We start from the raw sequence: 12,518 nt of genomic DNA, 5'->3' as shown, positions 1-12,518 counted from the left end.
CGCTGCGATGCCGCAAAACTTTGCAGAAAGTTGCGCATTGCCCGTTTTTTGGGCAATGGCTGCCCTTCACGCCGACATCGACCACCCGGCTTGCTCTGGGCCGATCAGGCGTAAGGCGGATTGTGCAGCCCGCGGCTCGACTGGGTGAAGATCTCGCAGCCGGTCTCGGTGATCCCGATCGAATGCTCGAACTGCGCCGACAGCGAACGGTCGCGGGTGACGGCGGTCCAGCCGTCGTCGAGCATCTTCACGTCGGGCCGGCCGATATTGATCATCGGCTCGATCGTGAAGAACATGCCGGGGCGCAGTTCGGGGCCGGTGCCCGGGCGGCCGACATGGACGACCTCGGGGGCGTCGTGGAACATCCGGCCGAGGCCATGGCCGCAGAAATCGCGGACCACGCCATAGCGGTGGCGTTCGGCATGGCTCTGGATCGCGTGGCTGATATCGCCGAGCCGGTTGCCGGGCTTCGCCTGCTCGATCCCCAGCATCAGGCATTCATAGGTGACGTCGACCAGCTTGCGCGGCTTGATCGCGACGTCGCCGACCAGATACATGCGGCTGCTGTCGCCATGCCAGCCGTCGAGCAGCGGGGTGACGTCGATATTGACGATGTCGCCGTCCTTGAGCGTGCGCGACGACGGGATTCCGTGGCAGACGACATGGTTGATGCTGATGCAGCAGCTATGGGTATATCCGCGATAGTTCATCGTCGCGGGAACCGCGCCACCGGCGATCGTCATGTCGTAGACGATCCGGTCGAGCTCCTGGGTCTCGACCCCGGGGACGACATGCGGCACCAGCGCATCGAGGATATCGGCGGCGAGGCGTCCGGCCGCGCGCATGCCGGCAAAGCCGTCGGGTCCGTGGAGCTTGATGGCGCCGGTGCGGGAGGCCGCGCCGGCCTCGTCTGCGATCACATAGTTGGTCATCTTCATAATATAGCGACATTCGTCGCGCTTTGCGAGCGCGGGGCGGCGCGCTATGGCCGACGTCATGGACTCGGAACGCATCTGGACCGCCGCGCTGCTCGTGATCGGCGACGAAATCCTCTCCGGCCGCACCCAGGACAGGAATATCGCCCAGGTCGCGACCTGGCTCAACGTTCAGGGCATCCGCCTCGCCGAAGTGCGGGTGGTGGCCGACGACATGGGCGCGATCGGTGAGGCGGTGACCGCGCTCAAGGCGCGCAACGATTATCTGTTCACCACCGGCGGCATCGGCCCGACCCATGACGACATCACCGTCGATGCGATCGCGACCGCGCTCGGGCTCGACATCGTCGTCCATCCGGCGGCGCGCGCGATCCTCGAACGCCATTATGAAACGCGCGGCGGGCTGACCGACGCCCGGCTCAGAATGGCGCGGGTCCCCGACGGCGCCACCTTGATCGAGAACCGCGCCTCGGGCGCGCCCGGCATCCGCATCGGCGACATCTTCATCCTCGCCGGGGTGCCGGCGATCGCGGCGATGATGCTCGACGCGCTGACCGGCAAGCTGCAGGGCGGCCGGCCCGTCGTGTCGCGGGTGGTCGGCTGCTGGGTCGCCGAGAGCGAGATCGCCGATCTGCTGCGTTCGACCGAGGCCGCGCATGACGGTGCCCAGATCGGCAGCTATCCCTTCTTCCGCGAAGGAAAGACTGGCGCCAATTTCGTGGTGCGATCGGTCGACATCGCGATCGTCGATGCCTGTATTAACGCGATCTCGGCCGGGCTGGTCGCGCTCGGTTACGAACCGGTGCCCGAAGGGATCTGATCACCGGCCACGCCGACGATCAGATCGACCATTTTATCGCATTTCCCGAGCCGTCGGCCTGGCCGACCGGAGCATTCTCTAGTCAGCTGGAATCACCTGACGACTCGGAGAATGCGCAAAACAAAGGAAATCTAGAGCACTGAGCGATTAAACCTAATCGTTCAGTGCTCTAGGAAATGCTGTGATCCCTGACCCTGCGCGTCAGCGCCAGCGAGACCAGCGCGAGGAAGGCAAAGCTCGACGCGATCACGAACGCCGCGCCCGGGAAATGGACCGGCGCGTGCGGCCCGGTGAAATAGGCGAGCGCCGGATTGAGCAGCATCGGCCCGGCGATCGCGGCGACCGAATTGAGGCTGCCGATGAAACCCTGCATCTCGCCCTGCGCGTCGGCGGGGGCGCGCTGCGACATCAGCGCGGTGATCGAGGGCTGGACCAGCGCCTGCAGCGCGGTGAGCGCGACGATCGCGAAGCCGATCAGCGGCGACGTGTTGACGGCGAGGATCGCGAAACCGACCATCGCGACGCTGACCCCGATCATCGCGGTGCGCCGTTCGCGGAAGCGCGCGATCACCCGGCCTAGCACCATCGTCTGGACCAGCGCCATCGATACGCCCGCCAGCGCCAGCGACGCGCCGATCGTGCCGGTCGACCAGCCATATTGGGCGATCGCGAAATAGGACCAAGTCGCCGGATAGACCATCGACGCGATCCCCCACAGCAACAGGATCCCGGCCAGGCCGAGCACGCCCTGCAGCTTGCGCGCCGCCAGCAGCGCACCGACCGGATTGGCGCGGCGCCACTCGAAGCGCCGGCGCTTTTCCCTGGGCAGCGTCTCGGGGAACACGAAGATGCCGAACAGGAAGTTGATCGCCGCGGTGGCGGCGGCGGCATAGAATGGCGCGCGCGGGCTGATCTCGCCGAGCAGCCCGCCGATCGCCGGGCCGATGATGAAGCCGATGCCGAACGCGGCGCCGACCAGGCCGAAGGTCTTGGCGCGGTCGGCGGGCGGGGTGACGTCGGCGAGCGCGGCGGTGGCCGGGCCGAACGACGCTCCGAACACCCCCGCGATCGCGCGGCCGGCGAACAGCCAGGCGAGGGTGGGAGCGAAGCCGAGGATCAGATAGTCGATCGCGAAGCCGCCGAGCGCGAGCAGCAGCACCGGCCGCCGGCCGAAGCGGTCGCCAAGATTGCCGGCGAGCGGCCCGCACAGGAACTGCATCAGCGCATAGACGGTGGCGAGCCAGCCGCCGATCCGGGTCGCCTCGGCCAGGTCGACATGGCCCAGCTCCATCACCAGCCGCGGCAGCACCGGAATGATGATGCCGAAGCCGATCGCATCGATCAGGATGGTGCCGACAATGAACAGCAGGATCTTCTTCCGGCCGGATGGATTGGTCGACGTCATGGTCCCCGCAACGCTGCTTCGCGGAGAATCCCCCTCCCGCGCAGGCTTCATCGTCCGGCGCGTGCGCGAACACAAGAGCCGAGCAAGCAGATCGTGACGAACCGGCCGGGCTCGTCCATGAAGGCGGTCGAACAGCAAGGGGACGCGCATGACCCGTATCATCATCGCCTATGTGGCGACGCTCATCGTCTTCGCCGCGATCGACGCGATCTGGCTGACGCAGGTCGGCCCGTCGCTCTACCGGCCGATCATCGGCGCGATCCTCGCGCCCGAACCGCGGATGACCCCCGCGGTGATCTTCTATCTGCTCTACATCGCCGGCATCGTCACCTTCGCGGTCGGCCCCGCGCTCGCCGCCGCCGACTGGCAGGTCGCGCTGGTCAAGGGCGCGCTGTTCGGCTTCTTCGCTTATGCGACCTATGACCTCACCAACCAGGCGACGCTCAGCGTCTGGTCGACGAAGATCACCCTGCTCGACATGGGCTGGGGCACGTTCGTCACCGGCACGTCGGCGACGATCGCCTTCTTCCTGACCCGGCTGGTCGCCAGATGAGGGGCGACAAATGAAGGTCGAGGGCGGCTGCCATTGCGGGCTGGTGCGGTTCGAGGCGGAGATACCCGAACAGCCGATCGAGATCCTCGACTGCGACTGCTCGATCTGCACGATGTCGGGCTATCTGCACCTGATCGTGCCCGATACGAAGTTCCGGCTGACCGACGGCCAGCGCGAGACGGTGACCTACCGCTTCGGCAGCGGCAAGGCCCGCCACATCTTCTGCGGCCAGTGCGGGATCAAGAGCTTCTACCGTCCGAAATCGCACCCCGACGGGGTGAGCATCAACCTGAAGTGCGTCGATGACTGGGAGGCGCTGGAGGTAAGGGTGGTGGCATATGCGGGGCGGTGAGGGGGAGTCGCGTTTACATCTGGCGTGTTCGGTAAGCTGACATCGCAATTTCCTGACGCCGCCGAAATTCTGGCCAGAATTCGAGACTATGCGCGCGGCGGGTCCGCAATGGTTCACGTTGCAAAGCCCGATATTCTTTCGTAGCCTATGCGTATCAAGTTTCCGGGGGGACACGTGATTTGGGTTGATTTAGCGGCGGCGGCAGCTTTGCTCGCCGCGCCGGCTGCCGATGGCGCGGCGCCCGTTGTCGAGGCGCCCATTGCCGAGGCGGGGTGTGAGCTCCACGTCTGGCCTGGTTCCGGACTCAATTCGGTTTATAGCGGCTGGTTCCATGGCGGGCTGGTCAACGGAGCCGTGACGGGGCGCGACGGATATCCGGTCGTGCCCAGCGAACCGATCGACACGCGAAATCAGGTCGAGCTTCTTGCCGGGTCCGCGCCGCAGCATCTCCTGGGACGGCCCGATTATCGGCTGGTCGTCCATGACGAAGCTCTCCCCAGCCGCACAATTCGGACCAGTGTCACACGGATCGATGAATCCAAGGCGGCCTGCTATACCGAGCTGATTGTCGATGACGTGTTCTTCCAACAGGATATCGTCGATGGCAGCTTCCTGAAAATTCTGTTCCGCTATCGTGATTTCGGCGCGGATATGGCGCCGCAGCGCGTGTTCGGGACGTGGGTCAAGACGAGGCTCAAGCTGCTGCCGCCGCAGCCCGGCACCGACATGGCCGCGGCAGGCGACGAATTGCGCGCAGCCTTTTCGAACGACGTCAAACTCTTCGCCACTGCGGTGCTCAAGTCGCGGCCGGCGCATTGATCGCCTCAGTGGCGCTTTAGAATCATCTTCTATGTGGGAATGCCCCGGGGCAAAGGGCAGGAAGGGACTATAGGCAATGAAATTATCGATTTTGCGCGTCGCGGGGCTGGTCGCTTCGATGGTCGCGATTTCATCATCCGGTCAGGCGATGGCGCAGGCTGCGCCGTGCGAGCTGCATGTCTGGCCGGCGGAACGGATGAACTCGATGACCACAGGGCTGCTCGGCGGCGGTCTGCTCGACGCTGCGCTGCATAGCGGCAAGGACGCAAGCAACAAGGCGCAGATGGCAAGCGCGCTCGACAGCCCGTCGCAATTGGATGCGCTACAGTCTTTGAACCTGGTCGAACTTCTTTCGCGCAAGCCAGGCACCATCATCGTCCGGCACGAGCAGCCGCTCGAGCGCAAGACGATGAACAAGATCAAGACGCGCAGATCGGATTCCAAGGCCGAATGCTATTCGGAGCTGATCGTCGCGGACGTATTTTACCAGAAGGCCGCAATCTATGGCCGGTCGCTGCGCACGCTCTTCATGCTGCGTGAATTCGGAAACGATCAGACAATCGACTATGAGTATAAAGCTTGGGGTGGCAACGGCCTGAAGCTGTTTCCGGCCAAGGAGGGAGAGGATGCGATCGCCGCGCTCAATGAACTCGTGTCGGTATTCAACAAGAATTTCGAGGAATATGCCAACAACGCGCGCAAATCCATCGCCGTGAAGCCCCTGTGAGCGCGCCGGGCAGTCACGATCGGTCGTGACTGCCCGCCCGTCGCCCACGGATAGGGCGGCGAGATATATTTGTTGGGCGTTGCCATATATGAGCGGGCTGCCATCGGCAGCTTCGCTGGTGCACGGCGATGTTCGCGCCCTGCCGGTGCCGTAAAATATGGTCCTGCAATTGCTTTCGCGCGGCACATAGGCAGATTCCGATGTCCACACCGGTGCTTGCTGCGCAATGGTTGATGCCGTTCGATGTCGGGCGCTTATCATTGAAGATCGCCGAAGCTGTGAAAATATGCGCGCCATGCCTCGACCAACCCGCCCTGCCGAAGACGCCGCCACCGCCACCTCCTTCTTCGCCACGCGCGTACCCGCGATGGAGGTCGGCCACTTTGCGAGCATGTGGCACATCCTGGGGCTCGCCCATTTGGTGGAACTCGATTTCGGGCGGATCGCGGCGGAGCATGCGCTATCGGGGGCCGATCTGCTGCTGCTCGGGGCGTTGCGGGTCGCGGGCGGCGCGCCGATGCGGGTGACCGATCTGGCGGAAAAGATGCATGTGTCGATGGCGGTGTTCTCGACCCGGGTCGTCCGGCTGGAGCGGGCTGGGCTGGTGCGGCGCGAGCGCAGTCCATCGGACCGCCGGGCGTCGCTGATCACCCTGACCGGCGCGGGCGAGACGACCGCCGATGCGGCGATCGCCGATATCGCCGAGCGCGGGGCGTTCGCGCAGGCGCATCGGCGGCTGGGCGAGGACGAGCGGGCGGAGATGGTGGCGATGCTCGCGCGGCTGCACGACATGCTCCATCGCCATACGGTGATCAGCCCGCGCGGCTGAAGCTTAAGGGCTCAAGCAAGCCGGGCTCGCCGTGCCTGCCGGTGTCGGATAGCGACAGGCCGGCAGCAGGGAGAGGGCGATGTTCCGGACCAATCTGAGCTTCGATATGCGGTCGATGGCGGGCGGCACGCCGCAGCCCGAACTTTACGCCGCCGCGCTCGACATGATCGCCTTCGCCGACGAGGGCGGCATCGAGAATGTCATCGTCTCCGAGCATCATGCGTCCGAGGACGGCTATATCCCGGTTCCCGCCCTGCTGGCCGCCGCCGCTGGCGCGCGGACCCGGCGGATCGCGATCACCCTGGGGGCGATCGTGCTCCCGCTGCACGATCCGGTGAAGGTCGCCGAGCAGATCGCGGTCACCGACCTGATCTGCGGCGGCCGACTGCATACGGTGTTCGTCGCCGGCTATTCGGCGCAGGACTTCGCCGCCTTTCGCCGCTCGCTCGCCGACCGCGGCCGGCTGATGGACCAGGGGCTGGCGATCATCGTCCGGGCGCTGGCCGGCGAGCGGTTCCGCGACGGCGACCGCGCGGTGTTCGTGCGGCCGCTGGCGGGGGAGGGGCGGCCGCTTCTCTATGTCGGGGGCGGGGTGCCGGCGGCGGCGCGGCGGGCGGCGCGCCATGGGATCGGTTTCTGGCCGATGCACGACGAGCTGATCGCCGACTATGAGGCGGCGTGCGCGGCGGCGGGTCGGGCGCCGGGCCCGGTGATGCGCACGGCGATCGGGGTCCATGTCGCGCATGATATCGAGCAGGGCTGGCGCGAGATCGGGCCGCATGCGCTCCATCTGGCGCGCAGCTATGCCGAGATCAGCGGCGATTATGCCCAGTCCAACTCGCCGCTGCACGGGCTCGACAGCCTCGATGCGGTGCGCCGGTCGGGGGTGGTCCAGGTGCTGACGCCCGACCAGTGCGTCGAAATGGCGGGGGCGCGGCCGTTGGCACTGACCCCGCTGATCGCGGGGCTGGCGCCCGAGATCGGATGGCGCAGTCTGCGGCTGTTCGTGGACGAGGCGCTGCCGCGGATTCTGGCGCTGCAGTAAGGGCGCTTGTCTGGAAGGTGAGGCGTGAACCTTGGTGGCATCGACCTGCGTCGGCGCAAATCCTCTGTCGACAACGCGAATATCGATTTGCGATGCTGCGATCGTGGGTCGGAACCGGTGACGCATGATGGCGGAACCGGCCGCGCGATGGGAGATATGCATGTCGTTTGGACTGGGGGACGCCGCCAATATCGCCACGATCGCCGGGGTCGCCGGCATCGGGCTGGCCTGGTTGTCCTACCGTCATGGTGTCGAGGGGGACAAGGCGAGTCACATGAACGCGCTGTTTCGCGATTTTTTGCGGCTGGAGTTCGACTTCTTCAACAGCGATCAGCCCAAACCGCGCGAGAGCGATGCCTGGCGATCGCTGTTCAGCTACAAGATGTGGGTGCTGGAAGAGATCTGGACCTGGGTCGACAGCCAGCGTTTCCGTACTTTTCCACTGCAGTCGCGCCGGGCCGCGATGCATCGCCGGATGCTCGCCGGCTGGCATGACACGCTGATCTTCCATCTCCAGCATCGCGCCGACGAGCGTGGCTGGCGCGACCTGATCGACAATGCCGGCTGCTACGCCCCGGGTTTCATCGTCTTCGCACGGCTGCGCCATCCGCACAGCCCCGACTATCGCAAACAGGGCGAGACCATCGAATGCCCGGTTTGTGCGAAGCCGGTTGCGGCCGAGCCAGGCTGGCTGTCGGAGTGTTTGCCCGCCCGTTAAGGGGCTTCATTGGTGAGTGGCTTGCGAGGTCCGGCACGCCGAGCAGGCCGCTACCCCGCCGGCTTCAGCCGATAATGGCTCACCGCCCAGGGCACCCCGTCCTTATGGCCGAACAGCCCCGCGGTCGCGAGGAAGAACAGCCGCCAGCGCCGCTCCCACAATTTCGCGTCGGCGCCATAGGTCTGGCGGAACAGCCGGGCGATCGCCGGCTGGTTGGCGTCGAAGCGGGCGAGCCAGTCGAACGCGGTGCGGGCATAATTCTTGCCGTTCCAGCGCCATTCCGCCTCGACCGTGAACAGGTCGGGGAAGTGCCGGATCAGGCCGTGGCTCGGCATGATCCCGCCGGTGAAGAAATGCTGGGCGATCCAGTCGGCCTTGTCGGCATGATCGAAGCGGTAGCTTGCCTTGTCGTGGGTGAAGATGTGGATGAACAGATGGCCGTCGGGCTTCAGCCAGCCCTTCACCCGGGTCAGCAATTCCTCCCAGTTCGACATATGCTCGAACATCTCGACCGAGACGACCCGGTCGAAGCGCTGTTCGGTCCGGAAATCGTTCATGTCGCAGGTGATCACGGTCAGGTTGGTCGATCCCTGCGCCGCCGCCAGCTTCTCGATATGCGCGCGCTGCGAGTTCGAGTTGGAGACCGCGGTGATCCGCGCGCCCGGATAGCGCGCTGCCATATAAAGGCTGAGCGAGCCCCAGCCGCAGCCGAGTTCGAGAATGTCGAGCCCGTCGGCAAGCCCGGCATGGTCGGCGGTCGCGGCGAGCGCGGCTTCCTCGGCCTCGGCGATCGTCGTGCCGTCGTCGGCGTAGAGGCAGCAGCTATATTTGCGGCGCGGCCCCAGGCACATGTCGAAAAAGGCCGCGGGCACCTCATAATGCTGGGCATTGGCGTCGTCGGTGTGGATCGCGATCGGATAGTCGCGCATCGTCGCCGCGAACGCGGCTTCGGTGTCGGGGGCCTTGGCGAGTTTGCGGCCGGTGCGCCCGACCAGAAACTCGACGCCGGCCAGGGTGATATTATCGGGTAGCGGCAGGCGCTCGACGGCGGACGTCGCGGCAGCAATCAGGTCCATCAGGGCTTACTTTCTGGGAGGAAGGGGAAAGAAGGCGCTGGTGCGCGCCATGTAGCGGCGGAAGGCGTCGCCGCGCGACCGCAGCATATGCGCCTCGAGCGGTGGGATGCCCGAGGCATATACGAGCAGCCAGTACATCATCGCCGGACCGATCAGCGCCAGCCAGCCCTGCCACCAGCCGCCCGCCGGATCGATCGCGATCACCGCATAGGCGACCCAGCCGAGCCACTCGAAGAAATAATTGGGATGGCGCGACCAGCGCCACAGCCCGACGTCGCAGACCTGGCCATGACGGGCCTTGGCGAAGGCGCGCAACTGGGCATCGGCGACGCCTTCGCCGATCACCGACAGGATCAGCAGCGCCAGTCCGGCATAGTCGGCGATCGAGAGCGCCGGGCCGGGACGCAGCGCCGCGGCATAGGCCGACACCACCAGTCCGAGCCCGCACAGCGCCTGGATCTGCAGGAACAGGAACAGCTGTGCCTGGAAATTCGCCCCCCAGGTCCGGCGCAGATCGGCATAGCGCGGATCCTCGGTCCGCGCCGACCAGGTCCGGGTCAGGATATGCCAGCCGAGCCGGATCGACCAGAAGCCGACCATCGCCGCCACCAGCCAGCGCCGCGCATCGGGCGCGTCACCCGCGGTCGTCAGGATGACGATCAGCCCGCCGACCCCGATCGCGAACGACCAGAACACGTCGGCCCAGCCCGATTGGCCGGTGATCCGCTGCACGCCCCAGGCGGCCGCCATCATCGCCGACAGGACGACCGCCGCGATGATGATGCTGATCGATGCCGCCATAGTCGCCCCGAACCCCCCGTGCTTTCCTACCCAATACGCAGGCCGAGGCAAATCCGTTGCGTCGGCAACGCGCCCGATCGAAATTCGCCTCCTGCGTTCGGCGCCGGTCTTGCGCTTTCGGTCGCCAGGCGTAGCAGTCGGGACGGGGCCGCATGCAACCCGATCGCCGAAGCCGCCGTATCTGCGGAAAGGTGTCGGGCCGCGTGGCGTACGGTCCGGGGGGCGTATGTGAGGATGATCGGATGACGAACGGCCGCGCTGGGCAGCGGATCGCCATAATCGGCAGCGGGATCACCGGGCTTTCGGCGGCCTGGCTGCTGTCGCAGACCAACGATGTCGTGCTCTACGAGGCCGAGGGCCGGCCCGGCGGGCACAGCCGGACGATCGACGTCGACATGCGCGGCCATGACGGCGACGCCGACACGCTCGGGGTCGATACCGGCTTCATCGTCTTCAACGACCGCACCTATCCGAACCTGATCGCGATGTTCGATCATCTGGGCGTCGCGGTGCGCGCGACCGACATGAGCTTCGCGGTGTCGCTCGACGACGGCAAGCTCGAATATGCCGCCGGCGACCGGATCTGGCAGCTGTTCGCGCAGCCGTCGAACCTGTTCTCGGCGCGCTTCTGGTCGATGCTGCGCAACCTCGTCCGCTTCTACCGCGAGGCAGCGGCCGGGATCGGCGGCTTCGGCGACATGACGCTCGGCCAGATGCTCGAACAGGGCCGCTATGGCGAGGCGTTCCGCGACGATCATCTGCTGCCGATGGCGGCGGCGATCTGGTCGGCGCCCGCGCAGCTGCTGCTCGACTATCCGGCCGAGGCGTTCGTGCGCTTCTGCGACAATCATGGTCTGCTCAATCTCGGCGCGCGGCCCAAATGGCGCACCGTCATCGGCGGCAGCCGGACCTATGTCGACCGGCTGCTCGGCGATTTTTCTGGTGAGCTGCGGCTGTCGACCCCCGTCGCGAAGGTCGATCGCCAAAATGGGCAGGTGACGATCACCGATCGCCACGGTCAGGTCGATCGCTTCGACGAGGTGGTGATCGCCGCGCACGGCAACCAGGCGCTCGCCATGCTCGCCGATCCCAGCCCGCAGGAACGCGACCTGCTCGGCGCCTTCCGCTATTCGACCAACATCACCGTGCTCCACGACGATCCCGCGCTGATGCCGAAACGCCGCGCGCTGTGGGGGGCATGGAATTATTTCGGGCGACGCCACGCCAACGACGCGACCGGCGACCTGTGCGTCAGCTACTGGATGAACCGGCTGCAGGGGCTGCAGACGAAGCGGCCGCTGGTGGTCACCCTCAACCCCAACCGCGCGATCGCGCCGGGGCGCGAGATCAACCGCACCAGCTTCGAACATCCGATCTTCGATCATGCCGCGCTCGAGGCGCAGCGCGCGATCTGGGCGATCCAGGGCCAGCGCAACACCTTCTACGGCGGCGCCCATCTCGGCGCGGGCTTCCACGAGGACGGGCTCCAGGCCGGGCTCGCCATCGCCGAGATGCTCGGCGCCAGGCGGCCCTGGACCGTCGCCGACCCCAACGGCCGGCTGGCGATGGAGCTGGCCCGCCCGTACGGGGTCGCGGCGTGAAATCGGCGATCTACGCGGGCAAGGTCTTCCACCGGCGCTTCCGCCCGCGTGCCCATACGCTACGCTACCGCATCTTCCAGTGCCTGTTCGACCTCGACGAGATCGATGCGATCGCGGGCGCGCACCGGCTGTTCTCGCGCAACCGCTGGAACCTCTTCTCCTTCCACGACCGCGACTATGGCGATCGCTCGGGGGCGCCGCTGCGCCCGCAGATCGAGGCGCTGATGACGGCGGCGGGGCGGTTGCCCGATGGCGGCCCGATCCGGCTGCTGACGATGCCGCGCATGCTCGGCCATGTCTTCAATCCGCTGTCGGTGTGGTTCTGCCACCGCCGCGACGGATCGCTGTCGACGATCGTCTATGAGGTGACCAACACCTTCAAGGAACGCCACTCCTATGTGATCCCGGTCGAGGACGGCGCCGAAGGCACCATCCGCCAGTCGTGCGACAAATGCTTCTACGTTTCGCCGTTCATGGATCTCGACATGCGCTACGACTTCACCGTCGAGGCGCCCGGCGAACGGACCGAGGTGGTGGTCGAAGGCGGCGACGCCGGTGGCCCGCTGATCGTCGCCGCCTTTTGCGGCGCCCGGCAGGAACTCAGCGACCGTGCGCTGCTCGGCGCCTTCCTGCGCCACCCGCTGCTCAGCCTGAAGGTGGTCGCCGGCATCCATGTCGAGGCGCTGTGGCTGTTCCTCAAGCGGATCGGCATCCGCCGCCATGTCGCCAGCGGTGGCGATGGGGTGTCGATCGTGACGGGGCAGGTGCCGCAGGCGGCGGAGTAGGCCTCCGCCGGAGAGGCAAGAAAGTCCGCTATTCCACCGTCACCGGCTTCGC

The 12,518-nt window shown here is 66.3% G+C and carries 14 protein-coding genes; 10 read left to right on the top strand and 4 right to left on the bottom strand.

Annotated elements, in window-relative coordinates; translation table 11 throughout:
* Positions 1 to 104 precede the first annotated feature (104 nt).
* Positions 105 to 932: a type I methionyl aminopeptidase gene (gene map, locus AC1RM6_RS25050; RefSeq protein ID WP_493106562.1), complete on the bottom strand. Its 828-nt coding sequence runs from the start codon at positions 930 to 932 to the stop codon at positions 105 to 107.
* Positions 933 to 996: 64 nt separating this feature from the next.
* On the opposite strand from map, the gene AC1RM6_RS25045 reads away from it, so the two are divergent.
* Positions 997 to 1,755, top strand: coding sequence for a competence/damage-inducible protein A (locus AC1RM6_RS25045; RefSeq protein ID WP_493106344.1), 759 nt, complete (start codon positions 997 to 999; stop codon positions 1,753 to 1,755).
* Positions 1,756 to 1,924: 169 nt separating this feature from the next.
* Here the strand turns inward: AC1RM6_RS25045 and AC1RM6_RS25040 are convergent, their stop codons facing one another.
* A complete protein-coding gene (locus AC1RM6_RS25040; RefSeq protein ID WP_493106342.1) occupies positions 1,925 to 3,160 on the bottom strand; it encodes a TCR/Tet family MFS transporter in 1,236 nt (411 codons plus the stop codon).
* 148 nt (positions 3,161 to 3,308) lie between these two features.
* Here AC1RM6_RS25040 and AC1RM6_RS25035 point away from each other — a divergent pair, with 148 nt between their 5' ends.
* From AC1RM6_RS25035 to AC1RM6_RS25005, 7 genes are all read left to right on the top strand, one after another.
* Positions 3,309 to 3,713, top strand: a complete 405-nt coding sequence (locus tag AC1RM6_RS25035) for a DUF2177 family protein (RefSeq protein WP_493106340.1) — start codon at positions 3,309 to 3,311, stop codon at positions 3,711 to 3,713.
* 10 nt (positions 3,714 to 3,723) lie between these two features.
* Positions 3,724 to 4,065, top strand: a complete 342-nt coding sequence (locus AC1RM6_RS25030) for a GFA family protein (RefSeq protein ID WP_493106338.1) — start codon at positions 3,724 to 3,726, stop codon at positions 4,063 to 4,065.
* Between the two features lie 147 nt (positions 4,066 to 4,212).
* A complete protein-coding gene (locus AC1RM6_RS25025) occupies positions 4,213 to 4,884 on the top strand; it encodes a hypothetical protein (RefSeq protein ID WP_493106336.1) in 672 nt (223 codons plus the stop codon).
* A 76-nt stretch (positions 4,885 to 4,960) separates the two neighbouring features.
* Complete coding sequence (locus AC1RM6_RS25020; RefSeq protein WP_493106334.1) at positions 4,961 to 5,611, top strand: hypothetical protein; 651 nt, start codon at positions 4,961 to 4,963, stop codon at positions 5,609 to 5,611.
* A 295-nt stretch (positions 5,612 to 5,906) separates the two neighbouring features.
* Positions 5,907 to 6,440 (top strand): MarR family winged helix-turn-helix transcriptional regulator, encoded by a 534-nt coding sequence (locus AC1RM6_RS25015; protein WP_493106332.1) that lies wholly within the window; start codon positions 5,907 to 5,909, stop codon positions 6,438 to 6,440.
* Positions 6,441 to 6,519: 79 nt separating this feature from the next.
* Complete coding sequence (locus tag AC1RM6_RS25010) at positions 6,520 to 7,485, top strand: LLM class flavin-dependent oxidoreductase (RefSeq protein ID WP_493106330.1); 966 nt, start codon at positions 6,520 to 6,522, stop codon at positions 7,483 to 7,485.
* Positions 7,486 to 7,645: 160 nt separating this feature from the next.
* Positions 7,646 to 8,203 carry a hypothetical protein gene (locus AC1RM6_RS25005; protein ID WP_493106328.1) on the top strand — a complete coding sequence of 186 codons (558 nt, stop codon included), beginning with the start codon at positions 7,646 to 7,648 and terminating at the stop codon, positions 8,201 to 8,203.
* A 50-nt stretch (positions 8,204 to 8,253) separates the two neighbouring features.
* Here AC1RM6_RS25005 and AC1RM6_RS25000 read toward each other — a convergent pair whose 3' ends face one another.
* The gene (locus AC1RM6_RS25000; RefSeq protein ID WP_493106326.1) at positions 8,254 to 9,279 is read right to left on the bottom strand and encodes an SAM-dependent methyltransferase; all 1,026 of its coding nucleotides are present in this window, start codon (positions 9,277 to 9,279) and stop codon (positions 8,254 to 8,256) included.
* A gap of 6 nt (positions 9,280 to 9,285) precedes the next feature.
* On the bottom strand, positions 9,286 to 10,080 hold the full coding sequence (locus tag AC1RM6_RS24995; protein ID WP_493106324.1) for a DUF1295 domain-containing protein: 795 nt from the start codon (positions 10,078 to 10,080) through the stop codon (positions 9,286 to 9,288).
* A gap of 242 nt (positions 10,081 to 10,322) precedes the next feature.
* Here AC1RM6_RS24995 and AC1RM6_RS24990 point away from each other — a divergent pair, with 242 nt between their 5' ends.
* Entirely contained in the window at positions 10,323 to 11,681 is a 1,359-nt protein-coding gene (locus AC1RM6_RS24990; RefSeq protein ID WP_493106322.1) for an NAD(P)/FAD-dependent oxidoreductase, read from the top strand.
* Positions 11,678 to 12,466, top strand: a complete 789-nt coding sequence (locus AC1RM6_RS24985) for a DUF1365 domain-containing protein (protein ID WP_493106320.1) — start codon at positions 11,678 to 11,680, stop codon at positions 12,464 to 12,466. The genes AC1RM6_RS24990 and AC1RM6_RS24985 overlap by 4 nt, the downstream gene beginning before the upstream one ends.
* The last annotated feature ends 52 nt before the right edge of the window (positions 12,467 to 12,518 follow it).

This window comes from Rhizorhabdus sp. GW822-FHT03C02, assembly GCF_058801765.1.
This window is presented reverse-complemented; position numbering and strand designations above follow the sequence as displayed.

Coding starts and splice junctions, on each gene's coding strand:
- AC1RM6_RS25035 (WP_493106340.1), top strand. CDS start 3,309: ATGACCCGTATCATCATCGCCTATGTGGCGACGCTCATCGTCTTCGCC.
- map (WP_493106562.1), bottom strand. CDS start 932: ATGACCAACTATGTGATCGCAGACGAGGCCGGCGCGGCCTCCCGCACC.
- AC1RM6_RS25015 (WP_493106332.1), top strand. CDS start 5,907: ATGCCTCGACCAACCCGCCCTGCCGAAGACGCCGCCACCGCCACCTCC.
- AC1RM6_RS24990 (WP_493106322.1), top strand. CDS start 10,323: ATGACGAACGGCCGCGCTGGGCAGCGGATCGCCATAATCGGCAGCGGG.
- AC1RM6_RS25020 (WP_493106334.1), top strand. CDS start 4,961: ATGAAATTATCGATTTTGCGCGTCGCGGGGCTGGTCGCTTCGATGGTC.
- AC1RM6_RS25030 (WP_493106338.1), top strand. CDS start 3,724: ATGAAGGTCGAGGGCGGCTGCCATTGCGGGCTGGTGCGGTTCGAGGCG.
- AC1RM6_RS25000 (WP_493106326.1), bottom strand. CDS start 9,279: ATGGACCTGATTGCTGCCGCGACGTCCGCCGTCGAGCGCCTGCCGCTA.
- AC1RM6_RS25005 (WP_493106328.1), top strand. CDS start 7,646: ATGTCGTTTGGACTGGGGGACGCCGCCAATATCGCCACGATCGCCGGG.
- AC1RM6_RS25040 (WP_493106342.1), bottom strand. CDS start 3,160: ATGACGTCGACCAATCCATCCGGCCGGAAGAAGATCCTGCTGTTCATT.
- AC1RM6_RS25025 (WP_493106336.1), top strand. CDS start 4,213: ATGCGTATCAAGTTTCCGGGGGGACACGTGATTTGGGTTGATTTAGCG.
- AC1RM6_RS25010 (WP_493106330.1), top strand. CDS start 6,520: ATGTTCCGGACCAATCTGAGCTTCGATATGCGGTCGATGGCGGGCGGC.
- AC1RM6_RS25045 (WP_493106344.1), top strand. CDS start 997: ATGGACTCGGAACGCATCTGGACCGCCGCGCTGCTCGTGATCGGCGAC.
- AC1RM6_RS24995 (WP_493106324.1), bottom strand. CDS start 10,080: ATGGCGGCATCGATCAGCATCATCATCGCGGCGGTCGTCCTGTCGGCG.